The organism is Neptunomonas antarctica, assembly GCF_001305295.1.
Lineage (GTDB): Bacteria > Pseudomonadota > Gammaproteobacteria > Pseudomonadales > Balneatricaceae > Neptunomonas > Neptunomonas antarctica.
The window spans coordinates 1-18,692 of the sequence record NZ_LJSI01000045.1 but is presented as its reverse complement, the minus strand read 5'-3'; the positions used below and the strand labels follow the sequence as shown (position 1 = coordinate 18,692).

Sequence of the window (18,692 nt, the reverse complement as noted above, 5' to 3'; positions counted from 1 at the left end):
AGCTTTATTTTTGTTGATAAATCTGACGTAATACGGCCATAAGCTCACTGCGCCAAGGACGCTGCCTGATACCGAATGTACTCAGCAGCTTTTTACACTTCAACACTGATGAAGCAGGCCGCTCAACCTCGATATGCAAGGCACGAGAAGGCACCGGTAGTAATGAGGTCGTTTTAAGCGCCTCATACTGCCCTGCTGCTGCCAGAACAGCCTCTGTAAAACGATAACGTGTTGTCACTTCGGCGCCGCAGTAATGGTAAGTCCCCCATGCCTCAGCACCATTATGAAGCTGTTTAATGATGGCGAGTATCACTCGACCTACATCCGCCGCTGATGTAGGACAACCCTGACGATCATCAGCCGCCTCAATCTCCGTCGACGATCGTGCTTTCTCTAATGTCCTGAGTAGATAATTATCTCCACGAGCACTAAATATCCAACTCACCCGTAAAATAATATGCTTGGGATGATACTGCCTCAGAAATTCCTCTCCCTGGCGCTTACTTTCACCAAAGACCCCTAGCGGGGAAGCATCATCATCCTCAACATAACCACTGGCATAATGCCCATCAAACAAATGATCTGTTGATAAATGAATGAGAGGGATAGATAACGCGCCGCACTCAATGGCAAGATTCCTAACACCATCCCGGTTTAGACTAAAACACCGCTCAAGCTCATGCTCAGCCGCATCTACCTTATTAAAAGCCGCTGTATTGATAACATAGTCAGGCATATAAAGGTCCAGAGCATGCTGTATGGATACGACAGATCTCACGTCTAACTCTGAAGCATTCAAGGGAATCATTTTAAAGTGATTATCCTGCTTCCCCAATAGCACCAAATCATGAGCTACTTGCCCATTGCCGCCAGTCACCAGAATCTTTATCGGCAAAAGAGTTGTCCATTCTGTCATGCGAATCCGGCACCTTACCCAAAAGACTTATTTTTAACACGCCAATCAGAAAAAAAGAATAGAAACAGTCGTACGCTCCGGAAAAATCGCTAAACGTAATCTTTACTGATAAGAATACAAAAACCTAAATCAAGCTTTTTTAATATCATAAAAGCAAAAAAGCCCGCTATTGCGGGCTTTTAAAGAATAACGTCTGTTACAACGTTACATTCTGCATTAATAGTTCGCTAGAACGGTATATCGTCATCAAAATCATCAAAATTAGGAGCCGGCTGCTGAGGCTGAGGTGCCGCCTGTGGCGGTCTCTGTTGCGCAGGAGCACTCGGCTGCCGAGCTGGCTGTGGCGCGCGCTGCTGAGGAGCTGGCGCTTGCTGGCTGTATTCCTGATCCTGAGAGTAACCACCACTATTATCATTACCACCACGACCACCCAGCATTTGCATTTCGCTGGCTACAATCTCAGTCGTATAACGATCCTGACCACTCTGATCCTGCCACTTACGCGTGCGTAGCGAGCCTTCAATATAAACCTGAGACCCTTTACGTAGGTATTCACCTACAATCTCAGCCAGCTTATTAAAGAAAACAACACGATGCCACTCAGTACGTTCCTGATTTTGCCCTGTTTGTTTATCTTTCCAGGTCTCACTGGTTGCCAGCGTTATATTTGTTACAGCATTCCCTGATGGCATATATTTGACCTCAGGATCGCCACCCATATTACCTACCAAAATCACTTTATTTACACCGCGTGCCATGCTTCTCTCCGCCTCATAACCCGTTCCACTAACAAACATGAAACCCTTTATTCATTTATACAAAGCATAACACATAGCGTAGTGTGTCTCAGGTACTTTATAATCGTTCTCTTTTTTGTATTCCTATCTGGAGTAAACATGGACACTATTCTGGTTCGCGGTGCGCGCACCCACAACCTGAAAAATATCGATCTGGACATTCCGCGTGACAAACTCGTGGTTATTACCGGGCTTTCTGGCTCCGGCAAGTCATCATTAGCGTTTGACACATTATATGCTGAGGGCCAGAGACGATATGTGGAGTCCCTGTCTACTTATGCCAGACAGTTTTTATCCATGATGGAAAAACCGGATGTTGATCATATTGAGGGACTTTCGCCTGCCATTTCTATCGAGCAGAAATCTACGTCGCATAACCCACGCTCAACCGTAGGTACAATTACTGAAATTTACGATTATCTTCGACTCTTATATGCAAGAGCCGGTGAACCGCGCTGTCCTGACCATGACTTACCGCTTGCAGCTCAAACGGTCAGCCAAATGGTTGATCAGGTGCTTGGGCTTGAAGAAGGAAGCAAGCTGATGCTTCTGGCCCCGATTGTACAGGGACGAAAAGGTGAGCACTTACACACGCTTCACGACCTCAAGAAACAAGGATTTGTGCGTGCAAGAATTAACGGTATCGTTATCGATATTGATAGCGCTCCAGATTTAGATAAAAACAAAAAACACACCATTGAAGCCGTTGTTGACAGATTTAAAGTGCGCGATGATTTGCAGATTCGTCTTGCGGAATCATTTGAAACCGCCTTGAATCTGACCGATGGTATCGCGCGAATTGCCTACATGGACGGCGAAGCTGCTGATCTTGTGTTCTCATCCCGCTTTGCCTGCCCTCAATGTGGTCACAGCATTCAAGAATTGGAGCCTCGACTTTTCTCTTTCAATAATCCCCATGGTGCCTGCCCTACCTGTGATGGGTTAGGTGTGAAGCAATTTTTTGATTCAAGCAAAATCATTCAAGACCCAAGCCTGACCTTGTCAGAAGGCGCAATACGAGGATGGGATAGAAGAACCCTCTATTATTTCCAACAACTGAAAGCCGTTGCTCAGCACTATTCCTTTGATATCGACACCCCTTTTCAGGACCTTACTAAAGAACAGCAAACACTGATCCTGGAAGGAACAGGCATAGTAGAAGTACCTTTCACTTACCTGAATGATCGGGGAGATGTGATCATTAAGTCTCATCCCTTTGAAGGCGTACTAAACAACCTGCAACGCCGTTACAAAGAGACCGAATCTGAAATGGTAAGAGAAGACCTTGCCAAGTATCTGAATATGCAGTCCTGCCCATCATGTAATGGAAGCCGCTTAAGAAGAGACGCGAGACATGTATATATAGATAACCATACCTTGCCAGAACTCGTAAGGATGCCTATCGGGCTAAGTCTTGAATATTATGAAAATCTCAAGCTCACCGGAAAGCAAGGTGAGATCGCTGATAAAATTTTAAAGGAAATACGACTCCGATTATCATTCCTGGTCAATGTAGGTCTTGATTACCTATCGTTAGACCGCAAAGCTGATACATTATCCGGCGGAGAAGCTCAACGTATCCGCCTGGCAAGTCAAATTGGCGCCGGCCTTGTTGGCGTCATGTATGTGCTAGACGAACCATCCATTGGTCTTCACCAGCGCGACAATGAACGCTTACTTAAAACGCTGATTCATCTTCGCGATCTGGGTAACACCGTCATCGTCGTCGAACATGATGAAGAGGCGATCAGGCTGGCAGACTATGTCATCGACGTAGGACCGGGAGCAGGAGTGCACGGAGGTCAAATCGTAGCCTGCGGGACGCCTGAGGAAGTCATCAATAACAGCGCATCGTTAACCGGACAGTACCTGTCAGGAAAAAAATGCATCGCCATTCCGGAAAAAAGAAACCCCGTCGATACCTCTAAAATTCTCAGACTTTCTGGTGCGACAGGCAATAATCTGCAAAATGTAACACTCGAAATCCCCATCGGCCTGATGACATGCGTAACAGGCGTATCCGGATCAGGAAAATCTACACTAATCAACAATACTTTATACCCGCTGGCTGCAACCGAACTCAACCATGCAACCACACTTCAGGCGGCCCCTTATGATGCTATCGACGGCTTACAGTATCTGGATAAAGTCATTGATATTGATCAAAGCCCTATTGGCCGTACACCTAGGTCAAACCCAGCGACCTACACGGGTATTTTCACACCCATAAGAGAACTACTAGCCGGCACACAGGAAGCACGCTCTCGAGGCTATAAAGCAGGCCGGTTCAGCTTCAACGTTAAAGGCGGCCGCTGTGAAGCCTGCCAGGGTGATGGCGTGATCAAGGTCGAGATGCACTTTCTGGCAGATATCTATGTACCGTGTGACGTTTGTAAAAGCAAACGATACAACAGAGAAACACTGGAAATTCAATATAAGGGAAAAAGTATCGATGCTATCCTTAAACTCACAGTTGAAGACGCCAGAGAATTCTTTGATGCAATCCCGGCACTCTCTCGCCGCTTACAAACACTGATCGATGTAGGGTTGTCATATATAAGGCTAGGACAAGCAGCGACAACGTTGTCAGGGGGCGAAGCACAACGCGTAAAACTCGCAAAAGAACTTTCTAAGAGGGATACAGGAAAGACATTGTATATTCTTGACGAGCCAACAACAGGGTTACACTTTCATGATATTGAGCAATTAATGGCGGTGCTATCAAGACTCAGGGATCATGGTAATACTGTCATTATCATAGAGCACAATCTAGATGTCGTTAAAACCGCAGACTGGATCATTGATCTAGGCCCCGAAGGAGGCATCAACGGCGGTACTATTGTTGCCACAGGTACGCCGGAATCTGTAGCGAATGAATCGGACTCACATACCGCTCGATTTCTTAAGCCACTACTTTACAAGTAAAAACAAACAGACACAAAAAACCCGGCCTTAGCCGGGTTTTTTTATGAAGGTAGATTAACCTTCAACTTCTTCTGCTGCACCAGTGCCTTTACGGCCAACTAGTTCAACATAAGCCATAGGAGCACAGTCACCTGGGCGATTACCACATTTTAAAATGCGGATATAGCCACCTGGACGGTTCGCATAGCGAGGTCCCAGGTCGGTGAACAACTTACCAACAGCTTCTTTACTACGAGTACGGTCGAATGCCAAACGGCGATTAGCAACCGTATCTTCTTTGGCCAATGTAATCAGCGGCTCAGCTACGCGGCGAAGTTCTTTCGCTTTTGGCAAAGTAGTTCTGATCAGTTCATGTTCAAATAATGAGCATGACATGTTCTTGAACATGGCTTTGCGGTGCGAGCTGGTACGATTTAAATGGCGACCAGATTTACGATGACGCATTATAAATTCCTTACCAACTTGGTCAGTTAAAACCGCATCTTACGATGCGATTTTATCGTCGCTCTTAAGGCTAGACGGAGGCCAGTTTTCAAGACGCATGCCCAAAGATAAACCTTTGGAAGCCAGTACATCTTTAATCTCTGTCAGCGACTTTTTACCTAGATTCGGGGTCTTCAGCAACTCAACTTCTGTCCGCTGAATCAGATCACCAATATAGTAGATCTGTTCTGCTTTCAGGCAGTTGGCGGAACGAACCGTCAATTCTAAATCATCGACAGGGCGCAACAGAATCGGGTCTACTTCCGGCTCTGCAGGCTCATCTTTCGCCTGATCAGCTGCATCTTCAAGATCAACAAAAACAGACAATTGATGCTGAAGAATTGTAGCTGCACGACGAATGCACTCTTCAGGATCAATCGTACCGTTAGACTCGATATCAATAACAAGCTTATCTAGGTCAGTACGCTGCTCCACACGAGCACTTTCGACAACATAGGAAACACGGCGTACCGGGCTATAAGAAGCATCCAACTGGAGACGACCAATAGCACGAGTTTCATCTTCGTCACTAGCGCGAGTGTCAGCAGGAACATAACCACGTCCGTTGGTTACCTTAAGCTGCATATTCAGAGTCGCACCTGAGTTCAGGTGAGCAATCACGTGGTCGGGATTTGCAATCTCTGCATCCTGGTTCAACTGAATATCTCCAGCTGTTACAGCACCTGAGCCTGACTTGCTCAATGTCAATGTTGCTTCTTCGCCATTGTGTAGCGTGATAGCAACACCTTTCAGGTTCAGAAGAATCTCAATGACATCCTCCTGCACACCTTCAATTGTGCTGTATTCATGCAGAACGCCGTCAATTTCTACTTCAGTGATGGCACAGCCAGGCATTGAAGAAAGTAAAATGCGACGTAATGCATTACCCAACGTATGACCGAAACCGCGTTCTAGCGGCTCCAGAGTCACTTTAGCACGTGTGTTACTGATTTCCTGAACGTCAATATGACGAGGACTCAGAAACTCATTTACAGAACGCTGCATAGTTCCACCAATCAAGAGTTCATGAATTACTTGGAGTACAGCTCGACGATCAGCTGCTCATTGATGTCAGCTGACAATTCGCTACGCTCAGGAGAAGCTTTAAATACGCCTTCCATTTTGCCAGCATCAACTGAAACCCACTCAATTGGAGCACGCTGCGAAGCTAGAGTAAGTGCACTTTTAAGGCGCAACTGAGTCTTAGCTTTTTCACGAACTGCGACCACGTCACCTGCTTGCACCTTGTAAGATGCAATATTAACAACCTGACCATTAATAGTGATCTGGCGATGTGACACGATCTGACGAGATTCAGCACGAGTAGAACCGAAACCCATACGATAAACTACGTTATCCAGACGTCCTTCAAGCAGCTGAAGCAGGTTTTCACCTGTAGAGCCAGCCTGACGAGCCGCTTCTTTGTAGTAATTGCGGAACTGACGTTCCAGCACACCGTAAATACGACGTACTTTTTGTTTTTCACGAAGCTGTAGACCGTAATCGGACAGACGACCTCGACGAGCACCATGTACACCAGGAACAGTTTCAGCTTTACACTTACTATCCAGTGCACGGACACCACTCTTCAAGAACAGGTCTGTACCTTCACGGCGTGACAGCTTGCACTTTGGCCCAAGATATCTTGCCATTATACCGTCTCCAGTTTATACGCGACGTTTTTTCGGTGGACGACAGCCATTATGTGGAATCGGCGTTACGTCAGTAATGTTTGTAATTTTGTAGCCGCAACCGTTCAGCGCACGAACTGCCGATTCACGACCAGGTCCAGGACCTTTAACAAACACGTCTAGATTTTTCAAACCATAATCCAAAGCAGCCTGTCCGGCACGTTCAGCAGCAACCTGTGCAGCGAACGGTGTACTTTTACGAGAACCGCGGAAGCCGGAGCCGCCTGAAGTTGCCCATGAAAGTGCATTACCTTGACGATCTGTAATGGTGATAATTGTATTGTTAAAAGAAGCATGTATATGAGCTAACCCATCTACAACTTGCTTTTTAACTTTCTTACGTGTGCGATTACCTGGCTTAGCCATATTGGAAATTCCTATCGCTTAACACTTATTTACGGATCGGCTTACGTGGACCTTTGCGCGTACGCGCGTTGGTCTTACTACGCTGCCCACGAACTGGCAGGTTACGACGATGACGAATACCACGGAAACAACCGAGGTCCATGAGACGCTTAATGCTCATAGACACTTCACGGCGTAGGTCACCTTCAACTGTAAACTTGCCAACTTCACCACGAACTACATCGAGCTGCTCTTCGCTAAGCTCGTAAATCTTTGTTGCTTCAGTAACTCCAGAAGCTTCGCAGATTTTTTTTGCAGTCGTACGGCCAATCCCATAAATGTAAGTCAGAGAAATAACCGCATGCTTATTGTCAGGAATATTGACGCCAGCTATACGGGCCATTCAACTTACTCCATCTTAAATGTGCTCACATGAGCACAAATCTATAAATATGTTCATAGAAAGCGCGGTATTATACGTCTTGAATTAAATTAAAACAAGACCCGCACTCCCTACTCCCTTGTATTATTCTAACCTTGACGCTGCTTATGGCGAGGTTCCACCTTACAGATAACACGAACCGCACCGTTGCGACGTACAATCTTGCAGTTACGACAAATCTTTTTAACAGATGCACGCACCTTCATGATCCACTCCTAGCGCTCAGCGCATTAAACCCGCGCCGCCACCTTTGAGATTTGATTTTTTCATCAGGGACTCGTATTGGTGAGACATCAAATGTGACTGCACCTGAGCCATAAAGTCCATTACAACAACTACTACAATTAGCAGAGATGTTCCGCCAAAGTAGAAAGGCACATTCCACGCAACCACGAGAAACTGCGGCATTAATGACACCGCTGTGATATAGAGTGCACCAAACAATGTAAGTCGACCTAACACTGAGTCTATGTAACGAGCTGATTGCTCTCCTGGGCGTATGCCCGGGATAAAAGCACCCGACTTCTTCAAGTTGTCTGCCACTTCACGAGGATTAAACATAATCGCCGTGTAAAAGTAGCAGAAAAACACTATGCAAATTGAGAATAGAATGATGTACAAAGGCTGACCAGGACCTAAGGCCAAGGCAAAATCCTGCAACCATTCCATCCCCTCAGTCTGACCAAACCACTGTCCGACCGATGCAGGAAACAGCAAAATGCTAGAAGCAAATATTGGCGGAATAACACCAGCCATATTAACTTTCAATGGCAAGTGACTGGTCTGTGCAGCGTAAACCTGACGCCCTTGCTGACGTTTTGCGTAGTTTATAGTAATACGGCGTTGACCGCGCTCCATAAACACCACAAAACCGACAGTTGCCACCGCTAAGACAGCGATTGCCAACAACGCAAGAATATTCAAATCACCCTGTCGAGCAGACTCAAAAGACTGTCCGATAGCACTGGGAAGACCAGCAACAATACCAGCGAAAATCAAAATCGAAATACCATTACCAATACCGCGCTCAGTGACTTGCTCGCCTAACCACATCAGGAAAACAGCGCCAGCGACTAAAGTTACAACTGCAACAAAATAGAAGCCAGGTCCACCTATAAAGGCAATCCCCTGATTAGCAAGCCCTACAGCCATACCAAATGACTGAACAGTTGCTAGCAATACCGTGCCGTAACGTGTGTATTGGTTGATTTTACGACGACCTGATTCTCCTTCTTTCTTCAACTGCTCAAGCTGCGGACTCACAACCGTCATCAACTGCATAATAATAGAGGCAGAGATATACGGCATGATACCAAGCGCAAGAATACTCATGCGCTCCAAAGCACCGCCTGAAAACATATTGAAGAGACTCAGAATCGTCCCCTGATTTTGATCGAACAGTGCTGCCAGACGATCAGGGTTAATACCAGGCACAGGAATATGTGCACCGATACGATAAACCACGATTGCCAGTAGCACAAAGCGAAGACGAGCCCATAGCTCACCTAAACCGCTTTGATTGCCTGCCGGTATTGATCCTTTTTTAGCCATTTACGCCTCGACTTTGCCGCCAGCAGTTTCGATTGCAACCAAAGCACCTTTAGTCACACGAAGACCTTTAATGCTGACTGCTTTCTTAAGCTCACCTGACAGAATGACTTTTACAGATTTTATCTCTTCAGAGATAATATCCGCAGCCTTCAACGCTGCCAGATCGATTACATCTGCTTCGATATTGTTTAGTTCGTTTAAACGAACTTCAGCTACGAAACGTGCTTTACGGGAAGTGAAGCCGAACTTCGGCAGACGACGCTGCAAAGGCATCTGACCGCCTTCAAAACCCGGTTTAACAGTACCGCCAGAGCGGGACTTCTGACCCTTGTGACCACGACCACAGGTTTTCCCTAAACCAGAACCAATACCGCGACCAACGCGTTTTGGTGCAGGCTTAGAACCAGCAGCTGGACTGAGAGTGTTCAGACGCATATGACGAACTCCTCTTACTCGCCTACTACATTAACCATGTAGTGGACCTTGTTGATCATACCGCGAACTGAAGGAGTATCTTCCAGCTCAACGATATGTCCGATACGGCGCAAACCAAGACCCTTAACACATAATTTGTGCTTAGGGAGGATACCGATTGGGCTGCGGACCAGTTTTACTTTCAAAGTATTAGCCATAATCGTCTACCCCAGAATCTCTTCTACTGACTTACCACGTTTAGCGGCAATATCTTCAGGTGAGCGCATTTGCTGCAAACCTTTGAATGTTGCACGTACCACGTTGATAGGATTTGTAGATCCGTAGCATTTAGCCAATACGTTATGCACACCAGCGATTTCCAACACGGAACGCATAGCACCACCGGCAATTACACCAGTACCCTGCGAGGCTGGCTGCATGTATATTTTTGAAGCACCGTGACGCGCTTTAATAGGATACTGAAGCGTATCACCATTAAGCTCAACACGGATCATGTTACGACGAGCCGCTTCCATTGCTTTTTGAATTGCAACAGGGACTTCGCGAGCCTTACCTCGACCGAAGCCTACACGACCTTTGCCGTCACCAACTACAGTCAATGCTGTAAAAGCAAATATGCGACCACCTTTAACTACTTTGGCTACGCGATTTACTTGAACCAGCTTTTCCTGTAGATCACCATCTTTTTGTTCGTGATTTGACATCATCGACCCCTTTAGAATTCTAGGCCGCCTTCACGGGCTGCGTCAGCTAGCGCTTTAATACGACCGTGGAATTTAAATCCCGAACGATCGAAAGCAACTTTAGTGATACCTGCTTCTTTAGCACGCTCTGCAATCAGGGCGCCTACTTTAACAGCCGCTTCAGCGTTACCAGTAGTACCTGAGCGCAACGCTTGCTCAACTGTTGATGCAGAAGCCAGAACCTGACCACCATCAGCAGAGATAAGCTGAGCATAAATGTGACGCGGTGTGCGATTAACACACAGACGCGTAGCACCCAGTTCACGCATTTTCAGGCGGGAACGAAGTGAGCGACGAATACGAGCTTTTTTCTTAGCGTTCATAACCCTGCCTTACTTCTTCTTAGCCTCTTTACGACGAACAAGCTCGTCAGCATAACGAACACCTTTACCTTTATAAGGCTCTGGCGGACGAAACGCGCGAACTTCTGCCGCTACCTGACCAACACGCTGTTTATCAGCACCACGAATAATAATTGTGGTTTGGTTAGGCATTTCAGCTGTTATGCCTTCAGGCAATTTATATTCGATTGGGTGCGAGAAACCCAGGGTAAGATTGATAGCATCATCTTTAACATTGGCACGATAACCAACACCCTGTAATAACAAAGTTTTCGCAAAACCGTCGCATACACCAACAACCATATTGTTAACGATAGAACGAGCGGTACCTGACATAGAACGAGAGATTTTAGAACCATCCCGCGCAGTAAACGTCAGTACATTTCCGTCTTGTTCCATACAAACAGATGGGTGCATATGAATAGCTAACTGGCCCTTAGTACCAGTTACGCTGACAGATTGACCATCAAGTTTTAACTCAACACCTGCAGGAATAACTACGGGATTTTTAGCAATACGTGACATTGTAACCCCTTAGAATACCGTGCAAATGATTTCACCACCGATACCGGCAGCGCGCGCAGCACGATCAGTCATCACACCTTTTGAGGTGGAAACGATCGCAACACCCAGACCAGCCGCAATAGTAGGCAGCTGTTTAGTTGCCTTATAGATGCGCAGACCAGGACGACTAACTCTTTTAATATCTTCAATAACCGGCTTACCATCGAAGTATTTCAGTTCAATCGTGAGAAGAGGTTTCGCTTCGCCTTCTACAGCGTAGTCAGCAATATAACCTTCATTCTTCAACACTTCTGCAACTGATACTTTCATTTTGGAAGACGGCATGGATACAGCTGTTTTTTCAGCCATATGACCATTACGAATACGAGTACACATATCCGCTAAGGTATCTTGCATGCTCATGCATTTACTTCCTCAGTTGTGCAGCACGACGCGGTAGCAGTCACCTGCCCAGACCATCGTGCTTACCATTTAAGCAAACTGTATTACCAGCTTGCCTTCTTAAGACCCGGCACATCACCGCGCATTGCTGCTTCACGCAGTTTATTACGACACAGACCAAATTTACGGTACACACCATGTGGGCGACCAGTAATTTGACAACGGTTACGCTGACGGCTCGGGCTAGAGTCACGCGGCAATTTCTGCAGCGCAACTGTTGCGTCCCAACGTTCTTCATCAGAAGATGAAACACTTTTGATAATTTCTTTAAGCTGAGTGCGCTTTACAGCAAACTTAACAACAGCTTTGGTACGCTTATCTTCACGCGCCTTCATAGATGTCTTAGCCATTCTTCAACCCTTGTCTAAATCTTAAACGGGAAATTCAGGGCAGTCAGCAGAGCCCGACCCTCGTCGTTTGTCTTAGCAGTAGTTGTGATCGTAATATCCAGACCACGCAATTTATCCACTTTATCATATTCGATTTCAGGGAAAATAATCTGCTCTTTGACACCCATGCTGTAGTTGCCACGACCGTCAAAAGATTTCGGGTTGAGGCCACGGAAGTCACGAATACGCGGGATAGAAATATCTACCAAACGATCCAGGAAATCCCACATTTGCTTTCCGCGCAGTGTCACTTTACATCCAATCGGCCAACCTTCACGAACTTTGAAGCCAGCAATTGATGTACGTGCCAGTGTTACTACAGGTTTCTGACCAGCAATAGCTGTCATATCATTTACAGCGTATTCAAGCTGCTTTTTATCACCTAAAGCTTCACCAACACCCATGTTCAGTGTGATTTTCGTGATACGAGGCACAGCCATAATATTAGGGCTGTTTAATTCTTCTTTAAGCTGCTGCTTAACTTCGTTTGCATAAAGCGTTTTTAATCTAGACATGACACTCGCTCCTTATTTTCCGCCGCCGACGATTTCGCCGTTGGATTTGAAGAAGCGAACCTTCGTGCCGTCTTCAAGCACTTTAAAGCCCACACGATCACCTTTACCCGTTGCGGCATTAAAAATCGCAACGTTAGATGTAGCAATGCTTGCTTCTTTCTCAACAATACCACCTGGCTTACCCAACTGAGGGTTAGGCTTGGTGTGCTTTTTAACCATGTTGATACCGGAAATCATAAGGCGATCATTCTTCAGAACAAGAAGAACTTTACCGCGCTTACCTTTATCTTTTCCTGCAATAACGATTACTTCGTCGCTGCTTAAAATTTTTCGCATGATATACCTATATCGCTTCCTACTACCTGCTCATGCTCAAAAACGCCAAACCCTTTCGGGAGTGGCGTTTTGAAGACAAAAGTTCATATGAACAAAAGTCTTAAAGCACTTCAGGCGCCAGGGAAATGATTTTCATGAACTTCTCAGTACGAAGTTCACGCGTTACTGGGCCAAAAATACGCGTACCCATTGGTGCAAGGTTCGCGTTCAGTATTACCGCTGAGTTAACATCAAAGCGAATGACCGAACCATCAGGACGACGAACACCCTTACGAGTACGGACAACAACAGCGTTAAGCACCTGACCTTTTTTAACTTTACCACGCGGAATCGCTTCCTTCACAGTAACTTTAATGATGTCACCAATACCTGCGTAACGGCGGTGTGAACCACCCAGAACTTTAATACACTGCACTCGCTTTGCACCGCTATTATCAGCGACATCAAGCATTGATTCAGTTTGAATCATGTTCTACTCCAAAATATGTTAGCTGCCCGTCAATATATGACGGGCAAACCGTCAACTGGAGCGAAGGCGCGTATTCTACACCTTCGCAGCACGCTCTTCAATACTTACGAGCGCCCAAGTTTTACTCTTGGAGTAAGGACGGGTTTCTTCAATAATTACAAGATCACCCATCTGGCACTCATTTTTTTCATCGTGAGCATGTAGCTTAGAGGAGCGAGTCATGTATTTACCATAAATCGGATGCTTCTCTTTACGCTCAACCAGGACAGTGATGGTTTTATCCATCTTGTCACTGACAACACGCCCAACAACAGTGCGAGTACGTTTTTCAGCGCTCATTTATCACCTGCCTTATCTTTCAGTACTGTCTTAACGCGAGCAACGTCGCGACGAACCTGACCCAGGAGGTGAGTCTGCGACAGCTGACCAGTTGCTTTCTGCATACGCAGATGAAACTGATCTTTCAGAAGACCCAGCAATGCTTGCTGAAGCTCTTCGGAAGACTTTTCACGCAGTTCATTGGCATTCATTACATCACCGTCCGTTTGACAATGGTTGTAGACACTGGAAGCTTAGCCGTCGCAAGTGCGAATGCTTCGTTAACCAGTTCTTCAGGTACACCGCTGATTTCGAACAACACACGACCCGGCTGGATCTGCGCTACCCAATATTCTACGTTACCCTTACCTTTACCCATACGCACTTCAAGTGGCTTATTTGTAATTGGCTTGTCTGGAAAGATACGAATCCAGATTTTACCACCACGTTTTACGTGACGGGTCATAGCTCGACGAGCAGCTTCGATCTGGCGCGCAGTTATGCGACAACGGCCTGTAGCTTTAAGACCATATTCACCAAAGCTAACTTTACTACCGCGCTGAGCAAGGCCACGGTTGCGACCTTTCATTACCTTACGGTATTTCAGTCGTTTAGGTTGCAGCATTGACGTTTACCTCACTTAGAACCTTTCTTCTTAGGCGTATTTTTCTTCTCAGCACGTACCTGTTCGATACCACCAAGAATCTCACCTTTGAAGATCCAGACTTTAACGCCAATCACACCATACGTAGTGTGCGCTTCATAAGGAGCGTAATCGATATCAGCACGGAATGTATGCAAAGGTACACGACCTTCACGATACCACTCAGAACGCGCGATCTCAGCGCCACCTAAACGACCACCAACCTGAATTTTAATGCCCTTAGCACCTAAACGCATTGCATTCTGAACTGCGCGCTTCATAGCACGACGGAACATAACACGACGCTCAAGCTGACTAGCAACACCTTGTGCTACTAACATAGCATCAAGTTCAGGCTTGCGAATCTCTTCGATGTTGATGTGGACAGGAACACCCATCATAGCAGAAGTAGCATTACGCAGCTTCTCGACATCTTCACCTTTCTTACCGATCACAATACCCGGACGAGCCGTGTAGATTGTGATCTTTGCATTCTGTGCAGGACGTTCAATTTCAATGCGGCTCACAGATGCATTTTTTAACTGACCCTCAAGATACTCACGCACCTTAAGGTCATTCAGCAATTTTCTTGAATACTCAGACTTGTCGGCATACCACACAGAAGTGTGGTCTTTGACGATACCAAGTCGAATACCGGTCGGATGTATTTTCTGACCCATAACGAACTCTCCTAGCACTCAGCCTTAGTCGGACACCTTAACGGTGATGTGGGAGTTGCGCTTCAGGATGCGATCAGCGCGACCCTTGGCACGTGGCTTGATGCGTTTCATTGTCACACCTTCATCTACAAAGATGACAGACACATGCAACTCATCAATATCAGCACCGTCATTATGCTCGGCGTTTGCAATTGCAGACTCCAGCACTTTTTTGACGAGTTCTGCCCCTTTTTTCGGGCTAAAAGCTAAGATATTCAAAGCTTCTCCCACCGACTTCCCGCGAATCTGATCAGCGACTAAGCGCGCTTTCTGGGCAGAAATGCGAGCGCCAATTAATTTAGCAGCGACTTCCATCATTTAACCCCTTATTAACGCTTAGCCTTCTTATTCGCAGCATGGCCACGATAAGTGCGCGTAGCAGCGAATTCGCCAAGTTTATGACCTACCATATCTTCAGTCACAAAGACTGGAACGTGCTGGCGGCCGTTATGAACTGCAATCGTCATCCCAACAAAATGTGGGAAGATAGTCGAGCGACGTGACCAGGTTTTAATTGGTTTACGATCGCCTGCATCAATTGCAGCTTCTACCTTCTTCAACAGGTGAAGGTCGATAAATGGACCTTTCTTCAGTGAACGTGGCACAGCTGTATCCTCAAATTAGTTACTTAGCCGAACGACGACGAACGATTAATTTGTCCGTACGTTTGTTCTTACGTGTCTTATAACCTTTAGTTGGAACACCCCATGGAGTAACAGGATGACGACCGCCCGAAGTACGACCTTCACCACCACCATGTGGATGGTCTACCGGGTTCATCGCAACACCGCGAACGGTAGGACGAACACCTCTCCAACGCATAGCCCCGGCTTTACCGAGCTGACGCAGACTGTGTTCACTGTTGCCAACTTCACCCAACGTTGCACGACACTCAACCAGTACTTTACGCATCTCACCAGAACGCAGACGCAAAGTAGCGTAGGCGCCTTCACGCGCAACTAACTGAGCAGATGTACCCGCAGAACGAGCAATCTGTGCACCTTTACCTGGCTTTAGTTCGATACAGTGAATAACACTACCCAAAGGTATGTTGCGCAATGGCAACGTGTTACCCGCTTTAATAGAAGCATCAACACCGGACAGCAAATTAGCTCCGGCTTCAACACCTTTTGGCGCAATAATATAGCGACGCTCACCGTCTGCATATTTCAGCAGCGCAAGGTGCGCGGTACGGTTTGGATCGTATTCCAAGTGCTCAACAACCGCCGGAATGCCATCTTTATTGCGTCGAAAATCTACAACACGGTAATGTTGCTTATGACCGCCACCAATGTGACGTGTCGTAATGCGACCGTTGTTGTTACGACCACCGCTCTTGCTTTTCTTTTCGATCAATGCAGCTAAAGGCTTGCCTTTATGCAGCTTAACGCTAGCAACCTTAACTACGTGACGACGTCCAGCAGAGGTTGGCTTTGATTTTATAACCGCCATAACTTAACCTCTCTTATTCGCCACCAAGAAAATCAATCTCAGAGCCAGCAGCAAGACATACATATGCCTTACGAACATCGCTACGCTTGCCTAGGCCGCGTGCAGTGCGCTTGGTCTTACCCTTAGCATTTAGAACATTCACGTCAGATACTTTGACGTTAAACAACTGCTCTACTGCCTGTTTGATTTCAGGTTTGGTAGCATCTTTAGCCACACGAAAAACTACCTGCTGAGCATCGTCAGCGATAATAGTTGCTTTTTCCGAGATATGAGGACCTAACAATACTTTGTATAGACGTTCCTGGTTCATGCTAATGCCTCCTCAATTTTCTTAAGAGCAGATACAGTAACTACAACCTTCTCGAAACCAACCAGGCTAACCGGATCGATTCCTGCAACATCACGCACGTCCACATGTGGAACGTTGCGAGCAGCTAGATATAGGTTTGCTTCAACATCTTCAGTCACGATTAACGCACTTGCCAGATCAAATTCTTTCATCTTAGCAATAAACTGTTTAGTTTTCGGCGTATCGATGCTGAACTGATCAACAACTACCAGACGATCCTGGCGAACCAATTCAGAGAAAATGCAGCGCATTGCTGCACGGTACATTTTTTTGTTCACTTTTTGCGAGTGGTTACGCGGCTTCGCAGCAAACGTAACACCACCACTACGCCAGATTGGCGAACGGATTGTACCGGCACGCGCACGACCTGTTCCTTTCTGACGGAATGGCTTAGCACCACCACCAGAAACTTCAGAGCGAGTTTTCTGTGCTTTTGTACCTTGACGAGCACCAGCCAGGTATGCAGTAACTACCTGATGTACTAATGCTTCGTTGAATTCTTTACCAAATGCGGAATCGGATACTTCGACCGATCCATTAGCTCCAGCGAGATTCAGATTCATCATAACCCCCCTTAGGCGCCAGCTTTAACAGCTGGTATAACGATTACGTCACCGCCAGTTGCGCCTGGAACAGCACCCTTGATCAATAACAGGTTGCGTTCTGCGTCTACACGCACAACTTCCAGAGTCTGAATAGTAACGCGTTCAGCTCCCATATGGCCCGCCATCTTCTTGCCTTTCCAAACACGACCAGGGGTCTGACACTGACCGATGGAACCTGCAGAACGGTGAGACAGTGAGTTACCATGAGTCGCATCTTGCATGGAAAAGTTCCAGCGCTTAATAGCACCCTGAAAACCTTTACCTTTAGATTGCCCAGCAACATCAACTTTCTGACCTACTGCGAAGCGCTCAACCGTTAGTGAATCACCAACGTTGATTTCTTCATCACCCGACAAGCGGAACTCCCACAAACCACGCCCTGCAACCACACCCGCTTTTGCAAAATGACCAGCTTTTGGCTTGTTCAGGCGATTAACCTTAACAGCACCAGTAGTCACCTGCACAGCTTGGTAGCCGTCAGTTTCAACAGTTTTAACCTGTGTTACGCGATTCGGATCCACTTCGATGACCGTGACTGGCACGGATACTCCATCTTCAGTGAAGATGCGAGTCATACCCGCTTTACGTCCGATTAAACCTACAGACATCTCTTTTACCTCTGCCAGTTGTGTACGGGGCTGTTACCCACTACGGCTGCCCTTTTCAGGAGCATTCCACAAACAGCGCTTCATTAAATAAATAATTCTGCGCAGTGACTGATTAGCCTAAACTGATCTGCACTTCTACACCCGCAGCAAGATCCAGCTTCATCAAAGCATCAACAGTTTTTTCTGTTGGCTCAACGATATCCAGAACACGCTTATGCGTACGAATTTCATACTGATCACGCGCATCTTTATTGACATGCGGAGAGATCAGAACAGTAAAACGTTCTTTACGAGTTGGAAGCGGGATCGGACCATTCACCTGTGCACCCGTACGCTTTGCAGTATTTACAATTTCCTGCGCGGACGAATCTATCAGGCGATGATCAAACGCTTTCAGACGTATTCTAATTTTCTGATTTTGCATTTTGATCACACTTTTTAAAGTTTTATTACGGCCAAAGCCGACCTCCCCTCCTATTATGAAGGGGACGCAAATTCTACTCAGGAGAGCAGCCTACGTCAAGACAGATCGAGTGTTTTTTAACCAAAAACAAAAAAGCCCTCAATTAGAGGGCTTTTTATCATCTTTTTAATCTCGTATTGAGATTAAGCGATAATTTTAGCTACAACACCAGCACCGACTGTACGGCCGCC

The 18,692-nt window shown here is 46.4% G+C and carries 31 protein-coding genes; 1 reads left to right on the top strand and 30 read right to left on the bottom strand.

Annotated features, from left to right (window positions below; all coding sequences use genetic code 11):
- Positions 1-4 precede the first annotated feature (4 nt).
- Positions 5-916 carry a dTDP-4-dehydrorhamnose reductase gene (gene rfbD / locus Nant_RS11665; protein ID WP_054341836.1) on the bottom strand — a complete coding sequence of 304 codons (912 nt, stop codon included), beginning with the start codon at positions 914-916 and terminating at the stop codon, positions 5-7.
- A gap of 227 nt (positions 917-1,143) precedes the next feature.
- Positions 1,144-1,674 (bottom strand): single-stranded DNA-binding protein, encoded by a 531-nt coding sequence (gene ssb, locus Nant_RS11660; protein WP_054341835.1) that lies wholly within the window; start codon positions 1,672-1,674, stop codon positions 1,144-1,146.
- Between the two features lie 138 nt (positions 1,675-1,812).
- Between ssb and uvrA the strand changes: the two genes are divergently transcribed.
- Entirely contained in the window at positions 1,813-4,638 is a 2,826-nt protein-coding gene (gene uvrA / locus Nant_RS11655) for an excinuclease ABC subunit UvrA (protein ID WP_054341834.1), read from the top strand.
- 54 nt (positions 4,639-4,692) lie between these two features.
- Here uvrA and rplQ read toward each other — a convergent pair whose 3' ends face one another.
- The 28 genes from rplQ to rpsJ form a co-directional block, all read right to left on the bottom strand.
- Positions 4,693-5,082 (bottom strand): 50S ribosomal protein L17, encoded by a 390-nt coding sequence (rplQ, locus tag Nant_RS11650; RefSeq protein ID WP_054341833.1) that lies wholly within the window; start codon positions 5,080-5,082, stop codon positions 4,693-4,695.
- A 39-nt stretch (positions 5,083-5,121) separates the two neighbouring features.
- The gene (locus Nant_RS11645) at positions 5,122-6,126 is read right to left on the bottom strand and encodes a DNA-directed RNA polymerase subunit alpha (protein ID WP_054341832.1); all 1,005 of its coding nucleotides are present in this window, start codon (positions 6,124-6,126) and stop codon (positions 5,122-5,124) included.
- A 26-nt stretch (positions 6,127-6,152) separates the two neighbouring features.
- A complete protein-coding gene (gene rpsD / locus Nant_RS11640; protein WP_054341831.1) occupies positions 6,153-6,773 on the bottom strand; it encodes a 30S ribosomal protein S4 in 621 nt (206 codons plus the stop codon).
- A gap of 15 nt (positions 6,774-6,788) precedes the next feature.
- Positions 6,789-7,178, bottom strand: coding sequence for a 30S ribosomal protein S11 (gene rpsK, locus Nant_RS11635; RefSeq protein ID WP_028470372.1), 390 nt, complete (start codon positions 7,176-7,178; stop codon positions 6,789-6,791).
- A 25-nt stretch (positions 7,179-7,203) separates the two neighbouring features.
- Complete coding sequence (gene rpsM / locus Nant_RS11630) at positions 7,204-7,560, bottom strand: 30S ribosomal protein S13 (protein WP_054341830.1); 357 nt, start codon at positions 7,558-7,560, stop codon at positions 7,204-7,206.
- Between the two features lie 128 nt (positions 7,561-7,688).
- Complete coding sequence (rpmJ, locus tag Nant_RS11625) at positions 7,689-7,805, bottom strand: 50S ribosomal protein L36 (RefSeq protein WP_028470370.1); 117 nt, start codon at positions 7,803-7,805, stop codon at positions 7,689-7,691.
- Between the two features lie 16 nt (positions 7,806-7,821).
- On the bottom strand, positions 7,822-9,150 hold the full coding sequence (secY, locus tag Nant_RS11620; protein ID WP_054341829.1) for a preprotein translocase subunit SecY: 1,329 nt from the start codon (positions 9,148-9,150) through the stop codon (positions 7,822-7,824).
- Positions 9,151-9,585: a 50S ribosomal protein L15 gene (rplO, locus tag Nant_RS11615; RefSeq protein ID WP_054341828.1), complete on the bottom strand. Its 435-nt coding sequence runs from the start codon at positions 9,583-9,585 to the stop codon at positions 9,151-9,153.
- Positions 9,586-9,599: 14 nt separating this feature from the next.
- Positions 9,600-9,782 (bottom strand): 50S ribosomal protein L30, encoded by a 183-nt coding sequence (gene rpmD, locus Nant_RS11610; protein WP_054341827.1) that lies wholly within the window; start codon positions 9,780-9,782, stop codon positions 9,600-9,602.
- Between the two features lie 6 nt (positions 9,783-9,788).
- A complete protein-coding gene (rpsE, locus tag Nant_RS11605; RefSeq protein ID WP_054341826.1) occupies positions 9,789-10,289 on the bottom strand; it encodes a 30S ribosomal protein S5 in 501 nt (166 codons plus the stop codon).
- A gap of 11 nt (positions 10,290-10,300) precedes the next feature.
- Positions 10,301-10,651: a 50S ribosomal protein L18 gene (gene rplR, locus Nant_RS11600; RefSeq protein WP_054341825.1), complete on the bottom strand. Its 351-nt coding sequence runs from the start codon at positions 10,649-10,651 to the stop codon at positions 10,301-10,303.
- Positions 10,652-10,660: 9 nt separating this feature from the next.
- A complete protein-coding gene (rplF, locus tag Nant_RS11595) occupies positions 10,661-11,194 on the bottom strand; it encodes a 50S ribosomal protein L6 (RefSeq protein WP_054341824.1) in 534 nt (177 codons plus the stop codon).
- 9 nt (positions 11,195-11,203) lie between these two features.
- Entirely contained in the window at positions 11,204-11,596 is a 393-nt protein-coding gene (gene rpsH / locus Nant_RS11590; RefSeq protein ID WP_054341823.1) for a 30S ribosomal protein S8, read from the bottom strand.
- A gap of 83 nt (positions 11,597-11,679) precedes the next feature.
- Positions 11,680-11,985, bottom strand: coding sequence for a 30S ribosomal protein S14 (rpsN, locus tag Nant_RS11585; protein WP_054341822.1), 306 nt, complete (start codon positions 11,983-11,985; stop codon positions 11,680-11,682).
- Between the two features lie 14 nt (positions 11,986-11,999).
- Positions 12,000-12,539 (bottom strand): 50S ribosomal protein L5, encoded by a 540-nt coding sequence (gene rplE, locus Nant_RS11580; RefSeq protein ID WP_054341821.1) that lies wholly within the window; start codon positions 12,537-12,539, stop codon positions 12,000-12,002.
- A gap of 12 nt (positions 12,540-12,551) precedes the next feature.
- Positions 12,552-12,875 (bottom strand): 50S ribosomal protein L24, encoded by a 324-nt coding sequence (rplX, locus tag Nant_RS11575; protein ID WP_054341820.1) that lies wholly within the window; start codon positions 12,873-12,875, stop codon positions 12,552-12,554.
- A 100-nt stretch (positions 12,876-12,975) separates the two neighbouring features.
- A complete protein-coding gene (gene rplN, locus Nant_RS11570; protein WP_054341819.1) occupies positions 12,976-13,344 on the bottom strand; it encodes a 50S ribosomal protein L14 in 369 nt (122 codons plus the stop codon).
- Between the two features lie 75 nt (positions 13,345-13,419).
- Entirely contained in the window at positions 13,420-13,683 is a 264-nt protein-coding gene (rpsQ, locus tag Nant_RS11565) for a 30S ribosomal protein S17 (protein ID WP_054341818.1), read from the bottom strand.
- Positions 13,680-13,874 carry a 50S ribosomal protein L29 gene (gene rpmC, locus Nant_RS11560; protein ID WP_054341817.1) on the bottom strand — a complete coding sequence of 65 codons (195 nt, stop codon included), beginning with the start codon at positions 13,872-13,874 and terminating at the stop codon, positions 13,680-13,682. Before rpmC ends, rpsQ begins: the two co-directional genes overlap by 4 nt.
- On the bottom strand, positions 13,874-14,287 hold the full coding sequence (rplP, locus tag Nant_RS11555; protein ID WP_054341816.1) for a 50S ribosomal protein L16: 414 nt from the start codon (positions 14,285-14,287) through the stop codon (positions 13,874-13,876). The genes rpmC and rplP overlap by 1 nt, the downstream gene beginning before the upstream one ends.
- An 11-nt stretch (positions 14,288-14,298) precedes the next feature.
- A complete protein-coding gene (gene rpsC, locus Nant_RS11550) occupies positions 14,299-14,985 on the bottom strand; it encodes a 30S ribosomal protein S3 (protein WP_054341815.1) in 687 nt (228 codons plus the stop codon).
- A 24-nt stretch (positions 14,986-15,009) separates the two neighbouring features.
- Positions 15,010-15,339: a 50S ribosomal protein L22 gene (gene rplV / locus Nant_RS11545; RefSeq protein ID WP_054341814.1), complete on the bottom strand. Its 330-nt coding sequence runs from the start codon at positions 15,337-15,339 to the stop codon at positions 15,010-15,012.
- Positions 15,340-15,353: 14 nt separating this feature from the next.
- The gene (gene rpsS / locus Nant_RS11540) at positions 15,354-15,629 is read right to left on the bottom strand and encodes a 30S ribosomal protein S19 (protein WP_054341813.1); all 276 of its coding nucleotides are present in this window, start codon (positions 15,627-15,629) and stop codon (positions 15,354-15,356) included.
- Between the two features lie 19 nt (positions 15,630-15,648).
- Positions 15,649-16,476 carry a 50S ribosomal protein L2 gene (gene rplB, locus Nant_RS11535; RefSeq protein ID WP_054341812.1) on the bottom strand — a complete coding sequence of 276 codons (828 nt, stop codon included), beginning with the start codon at positions 16,474-16,476 and terminating at the stop codon, positions 15,649-15,651.
- 13 nt (positions 16,477-16,489) lie between these two features.
- The gene (gene rplW, locus Nant_RS11530) at positions 16,490-16,786 is read right to left on the bottom strand and encodes a 50S ribosomal protein L23 (protein ID WP_054341811.1); all 297 of its coding nucleotides are present in this window, start codon (positions 16,784-16,786) and stop codon (positions 16,490-16,492) included.
- Complete coding sequence (gene rplD / locus Nant_RS11525; protein ID WP_054341810.1) at positions 16,783-17,388, bottom strand: 50S ribosomal protein L4; 606 nt, start codon at positions 17,386-17,388, stop codon at positions 16,783-16,785. The genes rplW and rplD overlap by 4 nt, the downstream gene beginning before the upstream one ends.
- 11 nt (positions 17,389-17,399) lie before the next feature.
- A complete protein-coding gene (gene rplC, locus Nant_RS11520) occupies positions 17,400-18,038 on the bottom strand; it encodes a 50S ribosomal protein L3 (RefSeq protein ID WP_054341809.1) in 639 nt (212 codons plus the stop codon).
- 112 nt (positions 18,039-18,150) lie between these two features.
- A complete protein-coding gene (rpsJ, locus tag Nant_RS11515) occupies positions 18,151-18,462 on the bottom strand; it encodes a 30S ribosomal protein S10 (RefSeq protein WP_054341808.1) in 312 nt (103 codons plus the stop codon).
- Positions 18,463-18,692: the final 230 nt, after the last annotated feature.